General features: G+C 57.6%; 25 protein-coding genes and 2 tRNA genes. 12 read left to right on the top strand and 15 right to left on the bottom strand.

Features of this window, described 5'->3' with window-relative positions:
* Positions 1-12: 12 nt before the first annotated feature.
* From NYE85_RS12835 to NYE85_RS12820, 4 genes are all read right to left on the bottom strand, one after another.
* On the bottom strand, positions 13-1,209 hold the full coding sequence (locus NYE85_RS12835; RefSeq protein WP_259005151.1) for an amino acid aminotransferase: 1,197 nt from the start codon (positions 1,207-1,209) through the stop codon (positions 13-15).
* 61 nt (positions 1,210-1,270) lie between these two features.
* A complete protein-coding gene (locus NYE85_RS12830) occupies positions 1,271-1,642 on the bottom strand; it encodes a RidA family protein (RefSeq protein WP_259005150.1) in 372 nt (123 codons plus the stop codon).
* Entirely contained in the window at positions 1,639-2,442 is an 804-nt protein-coding gene (locus tag NYE85_RS12825; RefSeq protein ID WP_259005149.1) for an alpha/beta hydrolase, read from the bottom strand. Before NYE85_RS12825 ends, NYE85_RS12830 begins: the two co-directional genes overlap by 4 nt.
* 168 nt (positions 2,443-2,610) lie before the next feature.
* Positions 2,611-3,504: a LysR family transcriptional regulator gene (locus NYE85_RS12820; protein ID WP_259005148.1), complete on the bottom strand. Its 894-nt coding sequence runs from the start codon at positions 3,502-3,504 to the stop codon at positions 2,611-2,613.
* Positions 3,505-3,603: 99 nt separating this feature from the next.
* Here NYE85_RS12820 and NYE85_RS12815 point away from each other — a divergent pair, with 99 nt between their 5' ends.
* Positions 3,604-4,221: a glutathione S-transferase gene (locus NYE85_RS12815; protein ID WP_259005147.1), complete on the top strand. Its 618-nt coding sequence runs from the start codon at positions 3,604-3,606 to the stop codon at positions 4,219-4,221.
* A gap of 5 nt (positions 4,222-4,226) precedes the next feature.
* Entirely contained in the window at positions 4,227-5,135 is a 909-nt protein-coding gene (locus NYE85_RS12810) for a pyridoxamine 5'-phosphate oxidase family protein (protein ID WP_259005146.1), read from the top strand.
* 7 nt (positions 5,136-5,142) lie between these two features.
* Here the strand turns inward: NYE85_RS12810 and NYE85_RS12805 are convergent, their stop codons facing one another.
* Entirely contained in the window at positions 5,143-6,180 is a 1,038-nt protein-coding gene (locus NYE85_RS12805; protein ID WP_259005145.1) for an LLM class oxidoreductase, read from the bottom strand.
* Between the two features lie 14 nt (positions 6,181-6,194).
* Complete coding sequence (locus NYE85_RS12800; RefSeq protein ID WP_259005144.1) at positions 6,195-6,818, bottom strand: glutathione S-transferase family protein; 624 nt, start codon at positions 6,816-6,818, stop codon at positions 6,195-6,197.
* Positions 6,819-6,939: 121 nt separating this feature from the next.
* Here NYE85_RS12800 and NYE85_RS12795 point away from each other — a divergent pair, with 121 nt between their 5' ends.
* Both NYE85_RS12795 and NYE85_RS12790 read left to right on the top strand, forming a co-directional pair.
* A complete protein-coding gene (locus NYE85_RS12795; protein WP_259005142.1) occupies positions 6,940-7,827 on the top strand; it encodes a LysR substrate-binding domain-containing protein in 888 nt (295 codons plus the stop codon).
* 210 nt (positions 7,828-8,037) lie between these two features.
* A complete protein-coding gene (locus NYE85_RS12790) occupies positions 8,038-8,328 on the top strand; it encodes a Bor family protein (protein ID WP_259005141.1) in 291 nt (96 codons plus the stop codon).
* A 429-nt stretch (positions 8,329-8,757) separates the two neighbouring features.
* Here the strand turns inward: NYE85_RS12790 and NYE85_RS12785 are convergent.
* Positions 8,758-8,847 (bottom strand) — tRNA-Ser (locus tag NYE85_RS12785).
* Positions 8,848-8,939: 92 nt separating this feature from the next.
* Here NYE85_RS12785 and mtfA point away from each other — a divergent pair.
* From mtfA to NYE85_RS12770, 3 genes are all read left to right on the top strand, one after another.
* A complete protein-coding gene (gene mtfA, locus NYE85_RS12780; protein ID WP_259006316.1) occupies positions 8,940-9,728 on the top strand; it encodes a DgsA anti-repressor MtfA in 789 nt (262 codons plus the stop codon).
* Positions 9,729-9,830: 102 nt separating this feature from the next.
* Positions 9,831-9,906 (top strand) — tRNA-Asn (locus tag NYE85_RS12775).
* Positions 9,907-10,041: 135 nt separating this feature from the next.
* Entirely contained in the window at positions 10,042-10,740 is a 699-nt protein-coding gene (locus NYE85_RS12770) for an RluA family pseudouridine synthase (protein WP_259005140.1), read from the top strand.
* Between the two features lie 93 nt (positions 10,741-10,833).
* On the opposite strand, the gene NYE85_RS12765 is transcribed toward NYE85_RS12770, so the two are convergent.
* From NYE85_RS12765 to gcvA, 4 genes are all read right to left on the bottom strand, one after another.
* Positions 10,834-11,373 (bottom strand): DUF2058 domain-containing protein, encoded by a 540-nt coding sequence (locus NYE85_RS12765; RefSeq protein WP_259005139.1) that lies wholly within the window; start codon positions 11,371-11,373, stop codon positions 10,834-10,836.
* A 141-nt stretch (positions 11,374-11,514) separates the two neighbouring features.
* Positions 11,515-12,405, bottom strand: coding sequence for an oxidoreductase (locus tag NYE85_RS12760; protein WP_259005138.1), 891 nt, complete (start codon positions 12,403-12,405; stop codon positions 11,515-11,517).
* 19 nt (positions 12,406-12,424) lie between these two features.
* On the bottom strand, positions 12,425-13,252 hold the full coding sequence (locus NYE85_RS12755) for a DMT family transporter (RefSeq protein ID WP_259005137.1): 828 nt from the start codon (positions 13,250-13,252) through the stop codon (positions 12,425-12,427).
* A gap of 75 nt (positions 13,253-13,327) precedes the next feature.
* Positions 13,328-14,233, bottom strand: a complete 906-nt coding sequence (gene gcvA, locus NYE85_RS12750; protein ID WP_259005136.1) for a transcriptional regulator GcvA — start codon at positions 14,231-14,233, stop codon at positions 13,328-13,330.
* A gap of 296 nt (positions 14,234-14,529) precedes the next feature.
* Between gcvA and NYE85_RS12745 the strand changes: the two genes are divergently transcribed.
* From NYE85_RS12745 to NYE85_RS12730, 4 genes are all read left to right on the top strand, one after another.
* Complete coding sequence (locus tag NYE85_RS12745) at positions 14,530-15,321, top strand: MBL fold metallo-hydrolase (RefSeq protein WP_259005134.1); 792 nt, start codon at positions 14,530-14,532, stop codon at positions 15,319-15,321.
* Positions 15,318-15,515: a hypothetical protein gene (locus tag NYE85_RS12740; RefSeq protein ID WP_259005133.1), complete on the top strand. Its 198-nt coding sequence runs from the start codon at positions 15,318-15,320 to the stop codon at positions 15,513-15,515. The genes NYE85_RS12745 and NYE85_RS12740 overlap by 4 nt, the downstream gene beginning before the upstream one ends.
* 366 nt (positions 15,516-15,881) lie before the next feature.
* Complete coding sequence (locus NYE85_RS12735; RefSeq protein WP_259005132.1) at positions 15,882-17,177, top strand: MFS transporter; 1,296 nt, start codon at positions 15,882-15,884, stop codon at positions 17,175-17,177.
* Positions 17,178-17,192: 15 nt separating this feature from the next.
* Positions 17,193-17,999, top strand: a complete 807-nt coding sequence (locus NYE85_RS12730) for a substrate-binding domain-containing protein (protein ID WP_259005130.1) — start codon at positions 17,193-17,195, stop codon at positions 17,997-17,999.
* Here the strand turns inward: NYE85_RS12730 and NYE85_RS12725 are convergent.
* From NYE85_RS12725 to NYE85_RS12715, 3 genes are all read right to left on the bottom strand, one after another.
* Positions 17,974-18,873 carry a LysR family transcriptional regulator gene (locus NYE85_RS12725; RefSeq protein WP_259005129.1) on the bottom strand — a complete coding sequence of 300 codons (900 nt, stop codon included), beginning with the start codon at positions 18,871-18,873 and terminating at the stop codon, positions 17,974-17,976. The genes NYE85_RS12730 and NYE85_RS12725 overlap by 26 nt on opposite strands.
* 79 nt (positions 18,874-18,952) lie before the next feature.
* Positions 18,953-19,357 (bottom strand): SgcJ/EcaC family oxidoreductase, encoded by a 405-nt coding sequence (locus NYE85_RS12720; RefSeq protein WP_259005128.1) that lies wholly within the window; start codon positions 19,355-19,357, stop codon positions 18,953-18,955.
* A 177-nt stretch (positions 19,358-19,534) separates the two neighbouring features.
* A complete protein-coding gene (locus NYE85_RS12715) occupies positions 19,535-20,422 on the bottom strand; it encodes a LysR family transcriptional regulator (protein ID WP_259005127.1) in 888 nt (295 codons plus the stop codon).
* 95 nt (positions 20,423-20,517) lie between these two features.
* On the opposite strand from NYE85_RS12715, the gene NYE85_RS12710 reads away from it, so the two are divergent.
* Positions 20,518-21,576 carry a nitronate monooxygenase family protein gene (locus NYE85_RS12710; RefSeq protein WP_259005125.1) on the top strand — a complete coding sequence of 353 codons (1,059 nt, stop codon included), beginning with the start codon at positions 20,518-20,520 and terminating at the stop codon, positions 21,574-21,576.
* A 54-nt stretch (positions 21,577-21,630) separates the two neighbouring features.
* Here the strand turns inward: NYE85_RS12710 and nac are convergent, their stop codons facing one another.
* Positions 21,631-22,554 carry a nitrogen assimilation transcriptional regulator NAC gene (gene nac, locus NYE85_RS12705; RefSeq protein WP_259005124.1) on the bottom strand — a complete coding sequence of 308 codons (924 nt, stop codon included), beginning with the start codon at positions 22,552-22,554 and terminating at the stop codon, positions 21,631-21,633.
* Between the last annotated feature and the right edge of the window lie 99 nt (positions 22,555-22,653).

The following is a 22,653-nucleotide window of genomic DNA, read 5'->3' as shown; positions in this document are numbered from 1 at the left end:
GCCCTACCTTTTTCACGCGCTGCGGGTAACATCAAGGATGGCGCTGGTCACATAGTCAATATTGGCCGGGTTCAGGCCTGGCAAGCACATACGGCCCGGCTCGACCAGATAGATGGCGTAGCGGTGGCGCAGTTCGTCAAGCTGCCGGGGTTGCAAACCGGTATAGCTGAACATGCCGTGGCAATCACGGATGCGGCGATAGTCCAGCGTAGAACCACCCCGCTCCAGCCCACTGGCCAGTTGCAGCCGCATCTGGCGGATGCGTTGACGCATGGCGTCCAGTTCGTCTTGCCACATGCGGCGCAGCGCGGGGTCGGCCAGCAGCGTTTCGACAATCTGGCTGCCGTGGGTCGGTGGGCAGGAATAGCTGCGGCGGATCAGCGTCTTCAGCGCCCCCTTGACGTTGGCCGCGTCAGCGGCGTTGCGGCAGCATACCGTCAACGCCCCCAGCCGTTGGCCGTACAGCGCCACGTTTTTGGAGAACGAGTTGCAAATGAGGAAGTCCAGATCGGTTTTCAACGTTTCGCGCAGTGCGTAGCCATCTTCCTCCAGCCCGCCGCCAAATCCCTGATAGGCCAGGTCAAACAGCGGCAACAGACGACGCTGCTGCATCACCTCGATAGTCGCTCGCCACTGCGCCTGGCTGAGATCGGTGCCGGTTGGATTGTGGCAACAAGGATGCAGCAATACCACTGTACCGGCAGGCAACGCGCCGAGCGTCTCCAGCATCTCGGCAAAGCGCAGCTCGCCGCTGTCGTTATCAAAGTAGGGGTAGGCGTTCACCCGTAAACCTGCGCCGCCAAAAATTGCCCAGTGGTTGGCCCAGGTCGGGTCCGATACCCAGATTTCACGCCGTGACAGATAGTGGCTGAGAAAATCCGCCGCCAGCTTCAGCGCACCGGAGCCACCAACGGTCTGTACCGTGGCCAAATGGCGCGAGTCGCCGACGGTGTCGGCCCCCAGCAGCAACGCCTGCACCTGATGCGCAAACGGCGCGCTGCCCTCGATCGGCGGGTAGCCATGCGGCTGGCCCGCGTCCAGCAGTCGCCGTTCCGCCTGCTGTACTGCCCGCATCAGCGGAATATTCCCCCACTCGTCATAATATAAGCCAATTCCCAAATTGACTTTATGAGGATTGGCATCCTGCAAATACGCTTCCATTAATGACATAATCGGATCGGCAGCCGAAGATTGAATATTTTTGAACATAGCTATCCTTAGCCCATTAATAAATGGGCCGGCAAGTGAGTTTATTTTACGGCTAATATATTTATGCGGCAGCGCTGACGGTAATTTCTATTTTCATGCCTGGCACCACCAGTTTGTCGACAATAACCGTCGAGCGATTTGGATAAGGGTAATTAAAATAGCGTTTATATATTTCGTCCAGTAATCGGACATCGTTCACGTCCGTAAGATAAATAATGACCTGCAAAACGTTATCGCTGTGACTATTGGCGGCACGCAGCGTTTGCGCCAGGTTATCGAACGTCAGGGCGATCTGTTTTTCTGCCGGGCCGGTTTCAATACTGCCGTCGGGTCGCACCGGCCCGTGGGCGGTAAACAGCATGCCGCCGCTGCGCGTCGCCCATGAAAAAGGCTGGCCTATGTCTGGCAGGCCGGTTTCCACTATGGTTCTCATCGGTTGTTTCCCTCGGCTGTGAGTGCATGGATCAACGCCCCGTCGGTGCCGAACAGCGCGTCCAGAACGGTGTAATGGTTGGCCCCGGCGAGCGCGACGCGCGTTACCGGAGCCTGCCGCCGACATAGCGCAGCGTGATAGTGCTCGCTCTGGGCAATAAGCTCCGGCCGCTCCGCCGCGCCGTAAAACAGCGTCATTGGCTTCGCCGCAGCCGGGAGGTTGCGCAGCGGGCTAAGCGCAGCGATTTCCTGGTCGGTCAGCTGCAAACGCTGGTTAACGTAAGTGGTCAATAGCGGTTCCAGTTCGAAAATACCGCTGATGGGAAAGACGTGATCGACCAACGGATGCTGCTGCCAATAGGCGGCCAGTTGTCCGCCAGCAGAATGGCCGGCCAAAAATACCGGCCCACGCCGCCTGCGTAAATCCAGCTGTAGCTCAATGGCCGCCAGTGCCATGCCTATTTCCTGACAGATAGCCGTCAGCGTGGCCTGTGGCGCCAGGGTATATTCCACCAGCAGCAGATCATAACCCAAGGCCAGCGGCACCTCGGCAATAAACGCAAAATCCTCTTTATTGCAGCATTGCCAATAACCACCGTGAATAAAAATAATTGTGCCGGTGCCAGGCGTACCGGAAAATAACCAATCAAAAGTTTGCCGAGGTAATTTTCCATAAGGAATGTTCCTTATGTGGTTAACCTGCTGATAAACGGCCTGGCTACGCTGCTGGAACGAGGCCAGAATTTCAGCCTCATCATCCACCGTCGCGCTATTATCATAATCCCCTGCCAATGGTTTCATATATTAAACTTTGTTTATTATTTAAGATATGGCTTAACTATTAGCAACCGGCCAAATTGTTGTCAACTTTGGAATGTCAGCAATGCGTGACGGTTAATACAAATTATTTTTTTATTAGGATAAGTTTTACCAGTGAAACTTTTTAACGCTGTCAGCACAATATGACTATTACGCAATATGCGGTAATTGGCTGAGGTGAGCAAAGGCAAAATCCCAAAAGGTGCGCACTTTTAACGGCATCTGCTGCACATGATTTGCCACCAGCTGGACCGGCACCGCGTGCGGTTCAAATGGCGTCAGCACCCGCACCAGGCTGCCGGCCGCCAGGTCATCCGCCACCTGGTACGACAAGAGTCGGGCGATGCCCTTGCCGGCGCGCGCGGCCAACAGTTGGCTTTCGACGTCGTTGAGCAGCAAACGCGGCGTCAGCCGCACCCGCTCGCGGTTTTCATGCGCACCGAAGCGCCATTCACCCAACGCCCCGTGCTGGGTGCCAACAATGGTGTCATGCTCGGCCAACTGAGCCGGATCCAACGGTTCACCGCGCCGTGCCAGGTAGTCCGGGCTGGCGACAGTCATCCGACGAACCCAGCCCAAATGCCGTGCCACCCGGCTGGAATCGTGCTGTTGACCGATGCGCACGGCAATGTCCAGGCCTTCATCGATCAAATCCAGATTGCGGTCATTGAGCATCATCTCAAGCTGGATTTGCGGATACTGGTCGAGAAATGCCATCACGATCGGCGCAACGTGCTTACGACCAAACTGTACCGGCGCAGTAATGCGCAGCAGGCCGCTTAGCTGCGTCGGCACGCTATCCAGCACCGCCTGCTGGTAATCGCCGAGTAGCGTGCGCGCCCGTTCGGCCAGGCGAATGCCGGCCTCGGTCGGCGCCAGTCGCCGTGTAGTCCGCTCTACCAGCCGCGCGCCAACGCGCTGCTCCAGCGAGGCGAGCGCGCGGGTGACCGCCGGTGCAGAACGCCGCAATTTACGCGCCGCCGCCGCCAGGCTGCCGTGCTGTACTACCGCCACAAAAATGGCCAGCTCATCCAAACGATCCATTGATTCTTCCACCTTATGAAATTATCAATTGCTACATTGCCGGATTCTCTTCGGTAATCGCAAGAGTATTCTGTAGGCTGGATAACTGGGAGATCGATTATGCAACACTTGAAACTGTACGGCACGCCGCTTTCCGGCCATGTTCACCGCGTCACGCTGCTGTTGAAGATGCTCAATCTACCGTATGAATTTATCGATGCGCCAGCGGAGGTGCGCCACAGCGATGCCTATCGCCAACTGAACCCGCTCGGACAAGTCCCGCTGCTGGTCGACGGCGATTTTGCACTGCCAGACAGCAATGCCATCATGACCTATCTGGTGAAGCGCTATGCACCAGACAGCCACTGGCTGCCGGAACAGCCGCAGGCGGCGGCGCAGGTGCAGGTCTGGCTGTCCCATGCCGCTGGTGAAGTGCGCTACGGACCGGCCTCCTGCCGTCTGATCGATCAGTTTGCGGTAGCGGAAGACTATGCCTCAGCGTTAGCCATTACCCAGCGCTTCCTGCCGCAAGTCGAGCAGCACCTTGTCCACCGGGAATATTTGGCCACCGAGCAGCCAACCATCGCCGACCTGGCCTGTTACAGCTACCTGGCGGTGGCGCCCGAGGGCGGGATTTCGCTGGGCGACTACCCGGCCATTCGCCGTTGGATCGCCCGTATTCAGGCACTGCCCGGTTTCTTTGCCATGCCGGCGCTGCCGCTGCCCGCCACGAGGTAACAACCATGGCGCACCCCCTGTTCCATCCCGGCGAACTGCGCGCGCAGCAACTGGCACAGTTTGACAGCGTGCACGCGGGGATCTACCCGACGATGCCGGATCAGCACCGCGAGTTCTACGCCGCGCTGCCCTATCTTTTTGTTGCCACGGTGGATGCGCACGGCTGGCCAGTGGCAACGCTGTTCACCGGCCCACCGGGCTTTTTGCGTTCGCCGGATGACCGTCACCTGCGCATTAGCGCTCCCCGATGTGAGGACGATCCGGCTCAGGCGGCGCTGCACCCCGGTAAACCGGTCGGCGCGCTGGGGCTGGACTTTAGCAACCGGCGGCGTAACCGGGTCAACGGTACCGTCAGCCGGATGGACAAGAATCGGCTGGAAATCGAGGTGCAGCAAAGCTTTGGCAACTGCCCGCAGTATATTCAGCGGCGGCAGCTGGTTGCGCAGCAAAACCACTCCCAGGCGATTGAGCATCTGGCTGAACTGGACGACGCCGCGCGGCAAACGATCCGCCAGGCCGATACCGGCTTTGTCGCCAGCTACGCGCACCTTGAACTGGCACAAGGCGGTGTTGACATCTCCCACCGTGGTGGCCTGCCTGGCTTTATGCATCTGGAACGGCACAGCCTGTGGATACCTGACTTTCGCGGCAATCGCTATATGAACACGCTGGGAAATTTGCTGGCGGAGCCGCGCGCGGCGCTGCTGTTAGCAGACTTCGAGAGCGGCGATGTGCTGCATTTGCAGGGGATAACGCAGATTGTCTGGCAACCTGACGCGGTGCCAAACCCCACCCCGGCGGAACGCTATTGGCGCTTTGACATACAGCGGGCCTGGCGCTTTGCCGGCGCGCTACCGTGGCGTGGCCGTAACGTGGAATACGCGCCGACCACGCTGCAAACCCGCGCGCCCTAGCCCGGCGCTACCAGTCTGCCGCAAGCGGCGGCGGCCCAGGGTGCGACGGAAAGTGCGGCAGCACCTCCTCGGCCAGTTCCTGGAGTACCTCCGCCGCCGGCCGTGACGAAAATTGAATGCCGAGCGCCGCATGATTGACTCCCGCCGCCTGCCACTCTTCCAGCAGCGCCAGCAGCCCCTTTCTGCCGGTACGCAACACGAACCCACCCTGCTGCGGAGTACGCGGATAGTTGGCATCTTCGCTCAGATCCAGCCATTCGTTGGTCATGTGCGGCCGGAAACCGCCGTCCGGGATCAGCGTGCGCCAGGCGCGGATCTTCTCGGCCAGCCGTCGCGGCCCGGCGGCGTCATGCGTTGTATCGGGATAGGTCAGCCAGCCATCCGCATGACGGGCAATCCAATCCAGTGACTGTCCCGACGACCCGGTAACCACCAGCGGGATAGCGCCAGTGGCCGGCTTGGGCAACATTTCCGCCCGCTTTATCTGGCCTAGCGGCGAGGCAAAGTCCAACGGCCCCGGCTGCATCAGCCGGCGAAAATACGCAACCGCCTGCACCAGTCGTTCACCGCGCTCGGCGTGTACCTGGCCATAGGCGGGAAATTCGCCAGGCCGATCGCCCGAGGCGATGCCCATCACCAGTCGGCCCCCCGACAGCCGATCGATGGTCGCCGCAGCTTTAGCCAGATCGATAGGATGACGTAGAGAAAAAATGGCGCTGCCGGTCGCCAACGCAACGTTTTCGGTACGCGCAGCAAGAAAGGCCAGATAGGTAAAGGGATCGAACACCTGGCCCGCATCACCAAAGGCAGGCGAGAACAGGGGCACGTCCCTTACCCAAACGGCGGCAAATCCCTGCCGGTCTATCTGACTCACCAACTCCGCCTGCCCTGCGAGGGCGGCCATATCACCGCGGTAAAAGCGCAGCGGTAGGAAAATACCAAGCGTTAACCCCGTTGGAGCAAACATGCGTCGATAGCCGGGATGGTGAATAAATGCCTGATACGACGCGCCGTGCAGAGAGGACAAAAGGTCGGTGGTGTGCATGCTCCTGCTCCTGATTATGCACCGGTTGCCGGTGTGGGTAAGGCGATACCTGCAATAACGGCTGGCCGCGCAGCGACACGCTGGTGCCAGTTGCTCAAGTGTCGATGATGGCTGAAGTCAAAATCAATGATGCGAGCAATATGCGTCCAGCCAAAATGCGCAATATCGGCGATGGAATAGGCGTCTCCCGCAAAAAAGTCGTTATCGGCCAATCGGCGATCCAGCACCGTGAAGGCCTCATCGGTCAGGCGCCGGTAACGCTCGATCGCCGCAGGCATGCGTTCGCTGGCGAACAGCTCAAAGTGCACGCGCTGGCCCAGAATAGGCCCAACGCTCGAGGCGTGAAATTGCAGCCATTTGACTGCCTCCCAGCGGCTCTGGCGATCGCGGGGCAGCAGCTTGCCGGTTTTTTCGGCGAGGTAGAGCAGAATAGCGGCAGATTCGAACAGCACGACCCCGCTGTCGCTGTCGGTGATGACAGGAATGCGCCCATGCGGGTTTAGCGCCAGAAACGCTGGCCGACGATGATCTCCGGCGTCAATACGCACATGGTGCAAGCGATACGGCAACGCCAGTTCCTCTAGCGCAATGGTCACTTTAAAGCCGTTGGGCGAGCTATCGGTGTACAGATCCAGCATGCCTCCTCCTATATTTAGCTTTCCTAAATGCTTTTAGATTGACTAAACTTTTGGCATTCTCGGCTATGGACAGACAGGGGTAAAGCGATGCTTTCTGCCCGTCAACATTAGGAAAACTAAAATGACCGCCCTCCCGTTGCAGGCCTTGCGTACCTTTGTTGAAGTCGGCCATCGTGGCAGCATAAAAGCGGCAGCTCAGGCTCTGCACGTCACGCCTGGTGCGGTCAGCCAGCAGATCCGCCTGCTCGAACAGCGGCTTGGCGTGACGCTGCTCGAACGTCAGCGGCAGGGAATGCGTTTGAGCGAGGCCGGTGCCGAGGTTCATGCGCGACTCAGCGATGCATTTGAGCAAATCGACCAGGCGGTCGATGCGCTGGAAGCACTCAAGCGTCGTCAGACCCTGACCGTCAGCACCGTGGCGACCTTTGCCGCATCCTGGCTGGTACCTCGTCTGGGGCATTTCACCCAGCGCTACCCACATATTGAAGTGCGCATCGAGGCCACTTCGACGCTGGTAGACTTGCGACGCGATCGCGTCGATATCGCGCTACGTCATGGACTGGGTGATTATCCGGGGCTGGACGTCACGCCATTGATGGCACCGGTACTGATACCTGTCGCCTCGCCGTCGCTGTTCAATCATGGCCAGCGGCCGCTCGCCCCAGCCGACTGCCTGGATTATCCGTTGCTGCATAACAGCGACGGTACCGATTGGCCACTGTGGTTACGCGCCCAGGGCGTAGTTGACGATGCTCGCGCCGAACGAGGCAACGTTTTTGCGGATGACTTCCTGCTGATCCGTGCAGCGCAAGCAAGCCAGGGGCTGGCACTGATACCACAAGCCTATGCACATTCGGAAATTGCCGCTGGCCGTCTAATGCAGGTATTGGACAGGCCATGGCCCGCCAAGTTTGCCTACTACATCGTCAGCCGGCCCGGAGCCGCCAAACGGCCAGAAGTTCGCGCGTTTATCGACTGGCTGCTGGCGGAGGCCGCCACCGACGCCTGACGTCGCGGCGCCGCCCGACGCACATGGCATTACGCCACCCGGCGTGCCTGGCTCGTTAGCAGAATGTCCACAATGAAACCATCAAATGGAATTTATCTATTCGGCAGCGCCATCGCTGCACATCGCCTTTAATGTATAAAAATTTCCACTTGTAAAAATTGATAAAACTGTCATCTTTGCAACGGGTTATTTACTTTAAAAGGGATGTTTATGAAAAAAACACTTGCTATTCTGACATTGGTGATGGCCGTTTCCGGCTGCGCCCAACAATCCTTCACCGTAAAAAATGAAGCGGCGGTAATACCTCAGCAAACCACTACCCACCACTTCTTCGTTGCCGGCATTGGTCAAAAGAAAACTATCGACGCAGCCGCAGTGTGTGGTGGGGCTGACAAAGTCGTACGTACCGAAGTCCAACAGACCTTCGTTAACGGTCTGCTCGGCTTCGTGACCTTCGGCATTTACACCCCGCGCGAAGCTCGCGTTTACTGCACCAGGTAATACGCTCGATACGCGCCCGCTTATTGCACTGCCCACGGCACATGGCGGCAGTGCTTCAAGCGGGCGATATCGTCTACGGTTATCATCACCGTACTGCGGCCATTCTCTGGCCGAGGACGCTGAACTTCGTTTCACAGCCGCAGCCGGTTCTTCAACAGTGAGTAGTCGCTGTTTTAACGCGTGAGTATTGCGTCTTTGACGGTGCGTTAACAAAAGAAAACGATCGGCGGCCATGTCATACGACTTAGCTCACAAAATGAAAGACATACTGGCAAAACGCTACCTGGAATACGGGCCAAGTGATAACGTACTCCCCACTCGGTTTACCCGCAGGAAACGACGTGGCGCGCAGCAAAACCGCGCTGAAGGATTTATCGAGGCATCAAGGCGTCATTGAAAAAGAGATACATAAGCGGGTAAAGAAGGAAGTGGCGGAGAGAGGGGGATTTGAACCCCCGGTAGAGTTGCCCCTACTCCGGTTTTCGAGACCGGTCCGTTCAGCCGCTCCGGCATCTCTCCGTGAAGTGCTTGCTATCATGCCCCTTTTTGCGGCATTTTTACAGTGTTAGCCTCCAGCCGAATGTTCAAGTGACGAGTTTACGAGCAACATGATGATTAAATGGCCGTGGAAAGCGAATCCCCCTCAGGCAGAAACACAGGATCGGTGGCAAGATGCGCTGGCGATCCCATTGTTATCACCGTTGGACCAACATGAGCAACAGCGTCTGGTGGCCATTGCGACACGGTTAATGCAGCAAAAGCGTATCGTGCCGCTGCAAGGGCTGACACTCACCTCACAAATGCAGGCACGTATTGCACTGCTTTTTGCCTTGCCGGTGTTGGAGCTGGGGGCAGAATGCCTGGACGGTTTCAATGAAATCCTGCTTTATCCTTCGCCTTTCGTGGTTGAAGACGAATGGCAGGATGACATTGGCCTGGTGCATTCCGGGCCGGTGGTGCAGTCCGGCCAAAGTTGGGAACAGGGGCCGATCGTACTGAACTGGCAAGACGTGCAAGACTCGTTCGATATGTCCGGTTTCAACCTGATCGTGCATGAAGCGGTGCATAAGCTGGATATGCGCAATGGCGGCATTGCAACCGGTGTTCCACCGATCCCGCTGCGCGAGGTGGCCGCCTGGGAGCACGATCTGCATGCCGCGATGGACAGCATTCAGGACGAAATAGATATGGTAGGCGAAGACGCCGCCAGCATCGATGCCTACGCTGCCAGCGATCCGGCCGAGTGTTTTGCCGTGCTGTCGGAATATTTCTTCAGCGCCCCCGAGCTGCTCGCCAACCGCTTCCCAGCGCTCTACCAGCATTTCTGCGCGTTTTACCGCCAGGATCCGCTGGCGCGATTGCAGCGCTGGCAGGCGGCCAACGACGGCAGTAACGAGTAAAACCAGCGCTTTTGCTCAGTTGGTGAGCAGTCGCGCCAAAAGCGTCATTTTAGCGTTGACACACCCTGAGCCGCTGGATATGATGCGCCCCGTTCACACGATTCCTCTGTAGTTCAGTCGGTAGAACGGCGGACTGTTAATCCGTATGTCACTGGTTCGAGTCCAGTCAGAGGAGCCATATTTAGAGAAGCCCGCTTAAGGAAACTTAAGCGGGCTTTTTGCTTATCGGGGTTTACCCGTCAATGATGCGCGGGATCGCCAGACGGCTGAAAATTGGTTATCATCCGGCCCCACTTTCCGCTCGGGCAAGCTGATGGCTACCATTGTCGATACTTTTATTGCCCCACCGTGCCATGACACGATAGAGATCCTCTATCAGGACGACCACCTGGTGTTGATCAACAAACCCACCGGGCTGCTCAGCCTATCGGGAAAAAATGCGCAAAATCTCGATTCGGTACATCACCGGCTGGTGCGGATCTTTCCCGGCTGTACGCTGGTTCACCGCCTGGATTTCGGTACTTCCGGGCTGATGGTGATTGCTCGCAACAAGGCGGTAAATGCCGCCCTCTGCCACCAGTTCAGTCAACGCACGGTAAGCAAGGTGTACCACGCGTTGCTGTGCGGGCATCTGGAGCATAACGAAGGGGTAATAGACGCGGCGATTGCCAAAGACCCGGCGCTGTTCCCGCTGATGTCGATTTGCTCAATCCACGGCAAGCCCGCCCGCTCCCGCTATCAGGTCGTCGAGCGTTGTTATCACGCCGTGGCAGACCAGCGGCCAGTGCCGGTGACACGGGTACGGCTAACGCCGGAGACCGGCCGTACCCATCAATTGCGCATTCACTGCCAGCAGTTGGGTCATCCTATTTTGGGCTGCGATCTGTACGGTGGCCGTCTGTTGCCAGGCACCGAGCAGACGCCGCGGTTGATGCTGCACGCCAGCGAGTTGCAGTTTGCTCACCCCGCCAGCAAAGAGAGAATCACAGCCCGTAATGCCAGCCCGTTCTAATCGCACGGAAAGTGATGATGACGATGCCGCACGCTGGGTACCCAAGCGCCTGCGGCAAAGCAGAGGATTCAAGCCGAGGTCGGTAACTGCCGATTACCACATCAAATCATCAGGCACTTTAAAGTCGGCATACGGATCTTCTTCATCCTGCTCTTCCTGACTCAGCGCACTGTTTAAGACGATGCTGTTGGCATCTCGCTGGGCAATTTTGTCGGCAACGCTGGCGGGGATAATCGCGTACTCTTTCTCGGCACCGTTATCAACCACCAAAGCCGCAATGGCAAGCCGACCGCTGATCAGCTGAGCCTGAGTGGTCTTGTCGACATAGATTTTTTTAATTACATTGTTATCTGTGAAGTTAAAGCCGATATCGCCTTTTGAAATGACGATTTTGTTCATTTCAATCAGCTGCTTGACCTGCGCTTTATACTCTTTGGATAACGCGGCCTGCTTTTGTTGTTCACTCAGCTGTTTATCACGCTCAAGTTGCGCCTTTTTATTTTCTTCTACCGCTTCTCTGGCCTCACGCGCCTGCACCCGCGATTTTTTTGCCGTTCTCTGGACTTTGGCCATTTTTTTGCTGGTCACTAAGCCCGCTTTGAGCATCTGCTCTTGTAAGGTGAGTTTTGTCATCGTCATTTCTAAACCGGTTGAATAATGACGGGGATTATACCCGTTATTTTTGCGGCTGCACCAGATTGCATCCGCGACTCACCGTGTGGCAAGCGCTGGCCGGCTGTCAGCGTTGAATAACCTCCTCCGTCATCAGCAGCATCAACCTGGCCCCTCACTGCCTGCCGCCAACAGCGGAACCAGCACATCGCCGATCGGCGTAGGGATACCCTGCAAGCGTCCATAACGCTGTATTACGCCGTTGCGGATATCCCACTCCAGTCGACGGTTGGCCTGGCGATCGGCAAGTATCGAAGTTCCTAAATCCGCCGGGGCACGATGGAAACCGTCGACGATATCCTGCGGCACATTGTCGTCAAGTTTTGCCCCCTGTGCACGAGCCACCGCCAGACACTCCCCCAGATAAGCCAGTGCCAGTGCGGTGATATCCGGCCGGGCGAACATCCCGGCACGGCGATTAGCCAGCACCATCAGCCCGGCCACCGCATTCTGCAACAGTTTACGCCAGGCGGTAGTGATAAAGTCGGCTGACAGCTCTACCGTACAGCCGCTGCCGTTGAGCGCATCAGTGACCCGTATTGCCGACGGCACATCCGGCAGCGTCAAGCGTGGTTTGGCACGCAGCCAGACAGACGCGTCGGGTTCACGCTGAGCCGGGAACCACACCACCGAAGGCAGCACCGTTGCGCCGTTGACGTAGGGTGCCAACTGGGTTTGCTGTTCGACGCCGTTCTGCAGGGCACAAACCACGGTATTTTCGTCACACAGTGCGGCCAGCCAGCCGGCGCAGTCTGCTATCTGGGTGGTTTTCACCGCCACAAACACCAGTTCAAACGGATGGCGGATCGCCTCCGGGTTGCTCAATACCGGGCCAGGCACCACAACTTCGCCGCCATCATGACGCAGGGTCAGCTGCGGATACGCGGTGCGCCCACATAGCAATGGCGTTCGGCCAACTTCATGCAGTACGGCGGCAATGGTAGTGCCGATGGCACCTGGACCAATAAGCGCTATCGAGGGATAGTCTGACATAGTGTGTTTTCCTTATTGATTAACCTATTATCACAATACCGGCGGCAATCACCGTACATGCCAGCATTTTTTTTAGCGTAAGCCTTTCGCCAAGAAACAGATAACCCAGTAACGCTGCGAACAGCACGCTGGTTTCACGCAGTGCCGAGACTGCGCCCATGGGGGCTGCCGCCATGGCATGGATAATGATGCCGTAAGCCAGTAACGAAACCGCACCACCGGCGATCGCTCGCCCAACGCCGGGTTGCCAGTGCAGCAAACTTTTCCTGTCACGCCGCGCGATATACAGTGCTGGCATCAATATCCCCCATAAAGCGCTCATCCATACGGTATAGGACAGCGCATTGCCGGACAGGCGCACGCCCATACCGTCCACCACGCTATAGGCGGCGATAAACACACCGGTCGCCAGTGCGTAATGCAGATTCGGCAGCGCCAGTTTCCGCCCCCGGAAGGCAAGCACCAGGATACCCATGGAAACCAGCACAATCCCCCCCAGAGCATGAGGCTCAATCTTTTCCCCGGCCAGCATGGCTGCCGCGCACGTCACCAGCAGTGGCGCCGAACCGCGCGCAATCGGGTAGGTTTGCCCAAGCTCCCCGCTGCGATAACTGCGTATCAGGCACAGGTTATAACCGACGTGCAGCAGCGCCGACAGCAGCGCGTACCACCAACTGGCGCTGGCTGGCAGTGGTATAAACGGTATCGCCAGCGCGCAGATAACGGCGATGGTGATGCACATGATGGTCATCGACCACCACCGATCGGTGCCCCCACGTAATAAGGTGTTCCAGCTGGCATGCAGCAGCGCGGCGAATAGCGTAAGCAAAATAATATGATTGGGCATGTGCCGATGCTAAACAGCCTGTGCGCCAATTAACAGTGAAGTGTCGTCATCGTGACATGAGCAAACACTCATAACCTAACGGTAATTGCACTGCGCTTGCAGTGACTCCGTCTGTAGCCAGTTACGGAATTTGACAATATGCGGCTGTGTTTCGGTGCCCTGTGGGCAGACAAAATAATAGGCGGCCGGTGACGGAAAAGGCACCTCAAACAGCCGCACCAGGGTACCTTCGCCGATCTCTTTTTCTACGTGCCCACTGCGCGCCAGCGCAATGCCCTGGCCCAGCAGCGCCGCTTCTATGGTCATATTGGTATCGGCGAAGCGCACGCTTTCGTGCAACACCTCGGTATTTATGCCGACCAGCTTGAACCAGACGTCCCATTTCGGTACCAGATCGGCGCCGTCACGCGTCAGCAGCGGGTAGCGCAGCAGCTCGGCAGGTTCACTCGGGGTGCCATAGCGCTGTAACAGCGCCGGGCTTGCCACCGGGAACAGCTGTTCGCGAAACATGAACTCGGTGTGCAGCGCAGGGTAATTGCCGTGGCCGAAGCGGATCGCCACGTCAGATTCGGTGCTGGCGAAGTTGATCGCCTTATCGGTGCTTTCCAGGGTCACCAGGATTTCCGGGTGCAAACGCGCCAACCCCGGCAGGCGTGGCAGCAACCACTTCAGTGCAAAAGAATAGGTGGTATTGACGCGCAGTCGCACCCGACCCTTTTGCTCTCGCAGATCGGCCAGCGTGGTTTCCAACTTGCTGAAAAACTCCCGCACCAGCGGAGCCAGTGCCGCACCGGCCGGCGTCAGGCTGAGGGTTTTACCGCGTTGAAAAAGTTGCAGCCCCCAGATTTCTTCCAGATTTTTCAATTGATGGCTGACCGCACTTTGGGTGATAAACAGCTCTGCGGCGGCCGAGGTGAAGGTAGTGTGGCGGGTGGCAACTTCAAACGCGCGCAGCGTAGCGGTAGGAGGAAGATCACGCATTATTCCGTTCCTGTTAATGAGCTAATACTCATAACACCATACGCTGGACGCCAGGCAAAATATAGGCGACCGGGCAAAGCGACCGCAGCGATATACGCCCTGCGAGCGGCTATTCTACGGGGTATACTCCGCTTGATAGCAGTGTCTTTTGCCATGCCATGGCGCATCCGGCCAGCGTGCCTGTAAAAAGGAACTCTCATTATCTAGCGCGTATTCGCCTCTTTGGCAGAGGTTAAGCTAGTGTTACTGGAGAGTAATATCAGCCAATCAGCCTGACAAGAAGCCTGGAGGACGTGATGATAACGCTATGTAAAGCCTGCGGAACATCCTATGAGACGGCCGGCTCTCATCCGCAACAGTGCAAAATCTGCCAGGATGAGCGCCAGTACGTGCCGGTAACGGGACAGCAATGGATTGACTTCGACACCCTGGTTGCGTCACACACCAATAAGTGGAAACAGCACCAGACCAACCTTTTTAGCATCCGCACCGTGCCTGATTTTGCCATTAACCAGCGCGCTTTTATTCTACGAACCGCACAGGGCAATATTCTTTGGGACTGCATTGCCACGCTCGACGACGCCACCAAAACCCTGGTTGCTTCACTGGGCGGGCTTAAGGCTATTGCCATCTCGCACCCGCATTACTACACCACCATGCAGCAATGGGCCGCCGAATTTGATGCCGAGATTTACCTTCATGCCAGCGATCGCCAGTGGATCATGCGCGACAGTCCGCGCATCACCCTTTGGCAAGGTGACAGCCTGGCGCTGACCACAGATGTCAGTCTGCTACGTCTCGGCGGGCACTTCGCCGGCGGTAGCGTGCTTCACTGGGCGGTAGGTGATGGCGTATTGCTGTGCGGAGACATCCTGCAGGTGACGCCAGGTGCCAACGGCGTATCGTTCATGTGGAGTTATCCCAACATGCTGCCACTGCCGGCAACGACGGTCAGCGACATGGTGCATCGCCTGCGCGGTGTGAAATTCAACGCCCTCTACGGCGCGTTTGAAGGCAAGGATATAAGGGAGAATGCCGATCGGATCGTGCGGCGTAGTGGGGAAAAGTATATTGCCTGTCTTGATTGAGCAGGATTTATCGGCAGGAAAACCCGCCGTGGGCTGAATGGATACGCTATCGTCTGGATGGCGACGCGTTGCTGAAATTTGCCGAATCTGCCGCTATTCGCGACATTCCGGCCACCGCTGCACAAAACAATGCCCCTAAGCGCGATACGGAAAAACTTTCCGCATTCACCTTGGCGGATTACCGTCGCAAATAATGTCGCTCACCCAGTCCGACCCCTTCAGGGCACATTTTCATGTCGAGTCCCGTCTCGTTGACGGCCGCAGCGCCGCTGAACGGAAGCGAGATGGTCTCCGTCCCCTTGACGAAGCACATCTCCCCCACTTACCCGATATGACCCCTGTCACAAAAAGCGCATCACGTTTTTTGCTGCCGATGCCACAGGTTGTTGCGGACAAGTTAGTTAACAGCCCGTTACAGCTTATCGCATCTAATTGTTAAATTTCATTCATGCGTGATACGCATCAGTCCATGAGTTTATTGCGCTTATCTCGTTTATTTTCCTGATCCAGTCTGCAGCAACGGACGCGCTAAAAACGCCAATGACCAACTGGAGATAACGATGCATTCCTCTAAGCTACCCATGACCACTCGGGCAAAAACCGGCGCGATACTGCGTGTAACCTCGGGCAATTTCCTTGAGCAATTTGATTTTTTTCTGTTCGGATTTTATGCCACCTACATCGCCCATACCTTCTTCCCTGCCAGCAGTGAATTTGCCTCACTGATGATGACCTTCGCAGTCTTTGGCGCGGGCTTTCTGATGCGGCCATTCGGCGCTATCGTACTGGGGGCATACATTGATAAAGTCGGCAGACGTAAAGGGCTGATTGTCACCCTGTCGATCATGGCCGCCGGGACCTTCCTGATTGTCCTCATCCCCTCTTATCAAACCATTGGCCTCTGGGCGCCGTTGCTGGTGCTGGCGGGGCGTTTATTACAAGGCTTTTCGGCGGGCGCAGAGCTGGGTGGCGTGTCCGTTTATCTAGCCGAAATTGCCACCCCAGGCCGCAAGGGTTTTTACACCAGCTGGCAGTCTGGTAGCCAGCAAGTGGCCATTATGATTGCGGCAGCCATGGGCTTCGCCCTGAATGCCGCGTTGGAAGAAAGCGCCATTCGCGACTGGGGCTGGCGGCTGCCTTTCCTGTTCGGCTGCCTGATTGTGCCCTTCATCTTTTTCCTGCGCCGCAAACTGGAAGAAACCGAGGCGTTCACCGCCCGCCGCAATCATCTGGCAATGCGCGAGGTGTTTAAAACCCTGTTAGCGAACTGGCAGGTGGTTATCGCCGGCATGTTGATGGTCGCCATGACCACCACCGCGTTTTATCTGATCACCGTCTATGCCCCGACCTTCGGCAAGAAAGTGCTGATGCTCAGCGCCTCGGACAGTCTGCTGGTCACCTTGCTGGTGGCGATATCCAATTTCCTCTGGCTGCCGGTAGGCGGCGCTCTGTCAGACCGTTTTGGCCGCAAGCCGGTGTTGGTTACCATGGCGCTGCTGGCGCTGGTTACCGCCTATCCGGCGCTGAGTCTGCTTGCTGAAGCCCCCAGCTTTTCCATGATGCTGACGGTGCTGCTGTGGCTGTCCTTCCTGTACGGCCTCTACAATGGCGCCATGATCCCGGCGTTAACCGAGATCATGCCGATGGAGGTACGGGTTGCCGGCTTCTCGTTGGCCTACAGTCTGGCAACCGCTGTTTTTGGCGGATTTACGCCGGTTATTTCTACCGCCCTGATCGAGTACACCGGCGACAAAGCCTCGCCCGGATACTGGATGAGCTTTGCTGCGGTATGTGCATTATTGGCAACGCTTTATTTATACCGTCGCAACAGCTTATCGCTGCAAACCGCCGCTTGAATCAGGGATTACACCATGCAAAAAATTTTTCGTTCACTGCTCGCCATACTGCTATTTTCGACTGTCAGCACCCCGGTGCTGGCCAAAGAAGTGACCGTCATGATTTCAGGTGGCTTTAAAGCCGCACTGGAAAAACTGGCGCCGCAGTTTACCGCCAATAGCGGCGACACTGTCGTTTTGGTGTCCGGCCCCTCCATGGGTAACACCCCTCAGGCAATCCCGGCACGCCTGGCGCGCGGAGAAAAGGCCGACGTGGTGATTATGGTCGGTGATGCACTGAACAACCTGGAGCAGGGGAACTGGCTGCTGCCGGGTTCGCGTGTCGAAATAGCCGATTCGCCGATTGGTATGGTGGTCAGGCAAGGTGAGCCCCACCCCGCTATCAAACGGGCGGCAGATCTGCGCAGCACCCTGTTGCATGTCAAATCCGTAGCTTATTCGGACAGCGCCAGCGGCCGCTATGTCAGCGGCCAGCTGTTCAAAAAGCTGGCTATCGAGGAGCAGATGAAAGCAAAGGCGCATAAGGTTGAGCGCATTCCGGTGGCATCCGAGGTGGCAAAAGGGAAATATGCGCTAGGTTTTCAGCAGGTGAGCGAACTGCTCCCGGTACCGGGCGTCACCTTTATTGGTGAACTACCGGAAGAACTGCAGCACATTACCCGCTTTGCCGGCGCGGTCACCGCCAATGCACAACACCGCCAGGAAGGCAAAGCGCTGCTGGATTTCCTTTCTTCCGCCGAGGTGCAAAATACCATTCGCGCCACCGGCATGAGATCGGTGCAGGCCAAACGGCCGGTTAAACGGCGTGATACTGTTCAGTGATCAAGGTTTCCAACTCGCCAGCCAGGTAAGACCGCATGCGTCCGCTGCGCCTGATGAGGCCCACCGTGCGCTTCACCACCGGGTCGGTCAGCGGCAGGTGAGTCAACACCGAATGCGCCGAGCTCGGCATCGACATAGCGGGCACGGCGGCAATGCCGACGCCCGCTTCAACCATGCCCAGCAGGGTCGTCACATGGCGGGTTTCGCAAAGGCTGGGGCGCTCGGGGATAATGTGTCCCAGCATCTGATCGAGCAGATTGCGATTACCGGAGGTCTGATCCAGCCCCACGTAATCCTGCTGATAAAACTCGCGCCAGCTCAGGCTTTTTTGACTGGCGAGAGGATGATCGCGCCGACAGGCAGCCACGTAGACATCTCCCACCAACGGTACAAATTCGATATCGGGTTGCAGGTTTCTCGCAAAACAGATACCGAAGTCAGCCTGGCCACTGGCAACCGCTTCAATGACATTCCCCGCACTGCTATCAATAAGCTTGACCCGTACCCGTGGATAGCGGGCCTGGAAACGCCGGATCACGTCAGGCATGAAATAGTAGGCTGCCGAGGGCACCGTGGCGACGGTGACCAGCCCCATGCGATCCTGACTTACCTTATTGATATCCGCCAACACCGACTCAACGTTGGCCAATAGCTGGTCCGAACGTTCGGCAAAGGTTTGGCCATACAGCGTCAGCGTAACCCGCCGGGTGGTCCGGTCGAACAGCTTGATGCCCAGCGCGGATTCCAGTTTCTCTATTCTGCGGCTCAATGCCGACTGTGAAAGGCAGATGGACTCGGCGGCAAGCCGGAAATTGCCATATTCAACCAGCGCTCGGAAGGCGTAGAGATCGTTAAGATCAAAATTCACGGGCATAGCAACAGACGATCCTTTTTCAGGGACAGCAAGGGGTTAAGGGAAAGATGATAGCCGCATCTTGCTCAACCGCCATCTTTTAGGCGCTGTCCCGATCCAAAAGCGCCGTGCCGTAAGAATTATCAACGGTGCAAAGCCAGCGGCCATCGTCCTCCTGCCGAAAAACATAGGTTGCCCGTCGGGTTATCTCAACCATCACGCCCTGTTGATCGGGAAAGCGCAGCAGGGTTTCCATGATAACCAGCGCATTTCCACCGCCTTCAACGATCTGCATTTCCCCCTGCTCCACCACCAGCCGATGCTGAAAGTAATCGGAAATGGCGATAAAGGCGTTGCGGATATTGTCTTTTCCCGTGGCGATGGTGCCTGGCTTCACCACCAGAGCGGCATCGGGTGCATAGTGCTCCATCAGCGCGTCAAAATCCCTGGCTGAAATAGCGCTGTCGCAGAACGCAACGATCTGCCGAATCGGATGCGAATTCATCTAGCTGCTCCTGTAAGGGTGTTCAGTTATATGTACCATAACCTCGCTTGGCGTCCGCTATTTATCAAGGCAAAACGCCCTCTTGCATCAGAATGAATGTCATATGCCGCCAGACAAGCGGCGCCGCCTGTTATCGTCATCACAGAACGCCCTTCGCCCTGCATTCGCGATTCGCGGTCACCGCTCAACGTTCGAGGTGGCTACCAGCGTCCGACGCAGGCTGTCCAGCGCCGGCGAACGCGCATCGGCGCGCCAGATAAAATGCGTGGTTGCCGATCCGGCGGCAACCAGACTGACCCCTGCGGGCAGTTGCAGTAACTCGAGCACGCTTGCGGGTAACAGGCACAGGTAGTTGCCGGCGGCGACGCAGGCGAGCATCGAATGGTAAGAACCGACCTCCTGCACCGCCGGTTGCTGGCTCACCGGCAGTCGACGCGCCATCAGGCCAATGGCAAGTTCTCGGTAGCTACACCCCTGCCTGAACGCGGCAAGTTTGAGCGGACCGGCGTCATTGCCGCTTTTTGCCTGCTCAAACCCCTCTGGCAGCACCAGAATCATTTGCTCGACAAATAATGGCAGAGAGGATAAACCGTCGGGACAAATAGCGTTGCCGTCACGGTCTTCAGGCAACGCGACCAGGGCGCAATCCAGTTGCGCGTTATACACTTTTTCCGTCAGTTGTCGCGTCGGCAAGGTGGCCAAGGTCAACCGCACCTGCGGGCAAGCCTGGCGAAAACGGCTCAACGGCACGGACAGCCGGCTGGCTGCGGCACATTCCATCGCGCCTAGCGCCAGCGTGCCGCTTGGCTGCCGTGGGTGCAACGACTGGCGCGCCTCCTGCGCCAGGCTGAGAATGCGGTTCGCATAGCCCAGAAACTTGCGCCCTTGCGGCGTCAGAGCCAAGCGTCTGTTTTCACGCGAAAACAGCTGAACGCCCAGCTCCTGTTCTAGCTGTTGGATGCGCGTAGTAATATTGGATTGCACCCGGCCCAGGCGCGTAGCCGCCTTGATGATACTAAGCTCCTCGGCGACCACCGTGAAGATTTCCAGTGAAGTATGGTTCATCTTTCATTCTCATTTTGAAAACGACATTGATCTTTATGTCTCCATACGAGATTTTACAGTTGACCTTACATGACGCTCAAGCAGGTATAAACACGATGAAAAACGCTTTGTATGCTGCTGTTAACCTACAGTACCCGCTGGTACAGGCGCCGATGGCCGGCGTGTCTACCCCTGAACTCGCTGCTGCCGTCAGCAACGCCGGGGCGCTTGGTTCGATCAGCGTCGGCGCTTCAACGCCTGAACAGGCGGAAGCGATGATAGCCAGAACCCAGTCGCTCACCTCTTGCCCGATCAATGTCAATGTGTTCTGCCACCCGCCGGTGCAACGCGATCAACGGCTTGAACTGGCCTGGATACGGCGATTTGAGGCGCTGTTCGGCCAGTACGATGCAACGCCACCCGCAGAGCTGAGCGAAATCTACCAAACGTTTCATGACAACCAGCCGATGCTGGAAGTATTGCTGGCGCTACGGCCCAGCGTGGTGAGTTTTCATTTCGGCATTCCGTCGGCCGCCGTTATCGGCCAGCTAAAGGCTCGCGGCATCATCACCTTTGCCACGGCAACCAGCCCGGACGAAGCACGCCAGATAGCCGCGAGCGACATTGATTTTATTGTGGCGCAGGGCATCGAGGCAGGCGGCCATCGCGGCCACCTTGACCCACAGCAGGACGATGGCCAATTGAGCACCTTCACACTGCTGCAAGCAATCAAGGCGGTCACGTCGGTACCGGTTATTGCCGCCGGCGGCGTAATGGATGGCGCGGGTATTGCCGCGATGCTCCACCTGGGCGCAGCCGGCGTGCAGATGGGTACGGCGTTTATCCTGTGTCCGGAATCTGCCGCCAATCAGGCCTATCGCCGTGCATTGAACAACCCGCCGGCGGCCGCCACGGTGATGACATCGGCGATTTCCGGCCGTCCGGCCAGGTGCATTGACAATGCCTTTTGCCAGTTTACCCGCCATATCGCCAAGGACGCCATTCCCCCCTATCCGCTGACCTATGCGCTCGGTAAAGCGCTCGCCGTTGCGGCGGCGGCGAAAGGCGAACATGGGTTTGGCGCCCAGTGGGCCGGACAGGGGGTGTCGCTGATTCGGGAAATGCCCGCCGATAAACTGGTGCAAACGCTGGTGGAGGAATGGCTGGCGGTATAACACCGGTTGCCGACGAGGTTGCTGGGACTGGGGGGCGTTGCCGCCCCCGTAGCCTTATTGCACCAATACCAGCGCGCGTTTTTCCTGACTGCGCTCGGCAACAATCGACAACAGCAGCTCCTTAACCGCCAGCGCCGGGGCAGACAGTGGCTGCTGGCTGGAGACGCACAGCATCATCGGCACCGCCAGTGCAGGGCTGATGATGCGTGCCATCCAGGCCTTGGCAGGGCCGATCATCGCCCGCGCGGCCGATTCAGGCAAAACGGTGGCGCCCAAACCACCGGCAATAGCCGCACTGAGCGTGGACGGCGACTCAATCTCGCCAATCACGTTCGCCGCCAGCCGGCGCACCGCCATCGCTTCATTTACCTGATTACGTACCACGTCGCCCTCGCGCGGCAACAACAGGTTCAGGCGCGATACGTCAATCAGATCAACACTGTTGCCAGGGCTTGGCACCGCCCGCGTTGCCACCAGATATAGCTCTTCTTTCGCCAGCAGGGTGGCGGTCAGCCCCGACGGCGTTTTGGCGCCGTACAGCACTGCCATGTCCAGACGGTAATTCTCGATTTGCCCAGGCAGTTCGGTCCCTGCGTGTTCATGCAAACTTAGCAAAATGCCGGGATACCGTTCGCGCACCGCCTGCAACAGCGGCAAGGCCAGCTGCGCCGCCGCACTGCCGGACGCCAGTCCGACCGCAACCTGCCCGCTCATCGCCTGCCCTGCGCTGCACACCGCGCTTTGCGCCTGTTCGCACTGGCGTAAAATGGTCTGGGCGTGGGCGTAAAGTATATTGCCGGCTTCGGTCGGCATCACGCCGCGCTTGGAACGAATCAGCAGCTGTTGATTGAGCTCGCCCTCCAGCGTCGCCAGCTGCTGGCTGAGCGCCGGTTGGGCGATATGCAACACTTCTGCTGCCTGGGTCAGACTGCCGATATCGACAATTTTTACGAAATATTTGAGTCGTCTGAGATTCATGATGCCCCCGTGATGCCGGTTAACAGCGAAATAAAAACCAAACATCAGGCAGCAAGATCCAGGCCACAATGGCATGGGTGCGCATTTGTCATGCTAAAG

It is taken from the genome of Serratia sp. AKBS12 (assembly GCF_024793895.1).
Lineage (GTDB): Bacteria > Pseudomonadota > Gammaproteobacteria > Enterobacterales > Enterobacteriaceae > Serratia_F.
Note: the sequence above shows the minus strand (reverse complement) of the source record. Positions and strands in the feature narration are given on the sequence as shown.

Bases quoted from the DNA above. Each gene is read 5' to 3' on its own strand.
- NYE85_RS12835 (WP_259005151.1), bottom strand. From the start codon at position 1,209: ATGTTCAAAAATATTCAATCTTCGGCTGCCGATCCGATTATGTCATTA.
- NYE85_RS12830 (WP_259005150.1), bottom strand. From the start codon at position 1,642: ATGAGAACCATAGTGGAAACCGGCCTGCCAGACATAGGCCAGCCTTTT.
- NYE85_RS12825 (WP_259005149.1), bottom strand. From the start codon at position 2,442: ATGAAACCATTGGCAGGGGATTATGATAATAGCGCGACGGTGGATGAT.
- NYE85_RS12820 (WP_259005148.1), bottom strand. From the start codon at position 3,504: ATGGATCGTTTGGATGAGCTGGCCATTTTTGTGGCGGTAGTACAGCAC.
- NYE85_RS12815 (WP_259005147.1), top strand. From the start codon at position 3,604: ATGCAACACTTGAAACTGTACGGCACGCCGCTTTCCGGCCATGTTCAC.
- NYE85_RS12810 (WP_259005146.1), top strand. From the start codon at position 4,227: ATGGCGCACCCCCTGTTCCATCCCGGCGAACTGCGCGCGCAGCAACTG.
- NYE85_RS12805 (WP_259005145.1), bottom strand. From the start codon at position 6,180: ATGCACACCACCGACCTTTTGTCCTCTCTGCACGGCGCGTCGTATCAG.
- NYE85_RS12800 (WP_259005144.1), bottom strand. From the start codon at position 6,818: ATGCTGGATCTGTACACCGATAGCTCGCCCAACGGCTTTAAAGTGACC.
- NYE85_RS12795 (WP_259005142.1), top strand. From the start codon at position 6,940: ATGACCGCCCTCCCGTTGCAGGCCTTGCGTACCTTTGTTGAAGTCGGC.
- NYE85_RS12790 (WP_259005141.1), top strand. From the start codon at position 8,038: ATGAAAAAAACACTTGCTATTCTGACATTGGTGATGGCCGTTTCCGGC.
- mtfA (WP_259006316.1), top strand. From the start codon at position 8,940: ATGATTAAATGGCCGTGGAAAGCGAATCCCCCTCAGGCAGAAACACAG.
- NYE85_RS12770 (WP_259005140.1), top strand. From the start codon at position 10,042: ATGGCTACCATTGTCGATACTTTTATTGCCCCACCGTGCCATGACACG.
- NYE85_RS12765 (WP_259005139.1), bottom strand. From the start codon at position 11,373: ATGACAAAACTCACCTTACAAGAGCAGATGCTCAAAGCGGGCTTAGTG.
- NYE85_RS12760 (WP_259005138.1), bottom strand. From the start codon at position 12,405: ATGTCAGACTATCCCTCGATAGCGCTTATTGGTCCAGGTGCCATCGGC.
- NYE85_RS12755 (WP_259005137.1), bottom strand. From the start codon at position 13,252: ATGCCCAATCATATTATTTTGCTTACGCTATTCGCCGCGCTGCTGCAT.
- gcvA (WP_259005136.1), bottom strand. From the start codon at position 14,233: ATGCGTGATCTTCCTCCTACCGCTACGCTGCGCGCGTTTGAAGTTGCC.
- NYE85_RS12745 (WP_259005134.1), top strand. From the start codon at position 14,530: ATGATAACGCTATGTAAAGCCTGCGGAACATCCTATGAGACGGCCGGC.
- NYE85_RS12735 (WP_259005132.1), top strand. From the start codon at position 15,882: ATGCATTCCTCTAAGCTACCCATGACCACTCGGGCAAAAACCGGCGCG.
- NYE85_RS12730 (WP_259005130.1), top strand. From the start codon at position 17,193: ATGCAAAAAATTTTTCGTTCACTGCTCGCCATACTGCTATTTTCGACT.
- NYE85_RS12725 (WP_259005129.1), bottom strand. From the start codon at position 18,873: ATGCCCGTGAATTTTGATCTTAACGATCTCTACGCCTTCCGAGCGCTG.
- NYE85_RS12720 (WP_259005128.1), bottom strand. From the start codon at position 19,357: ATGAATTCGCATCCGATTCGGCAGATCGTTGCGTTCTGCGACAGCGCT.
- NYE85_RS12715 (WP_259005127.1), bottom strand. From the start codon at position 20,422: ATGAACCATACTTCACTGGAAATCTTCACGGTGGTCGCCGAGGAGCTT.
- NYE85_RS12710 (WP_259005125.1), top strand. From the start codon at position 20,518: ATGAAAAACGCTTTGTATGCTGCTGTTAACCTACAGTACCCGCTGGTA.
- nac (WP_259005124.1), bottom strand. From the start codon at position 22,554: ATGAATCTCAGACGACTCAAATATTTCGTAAAAATTGTCGATATCGGC.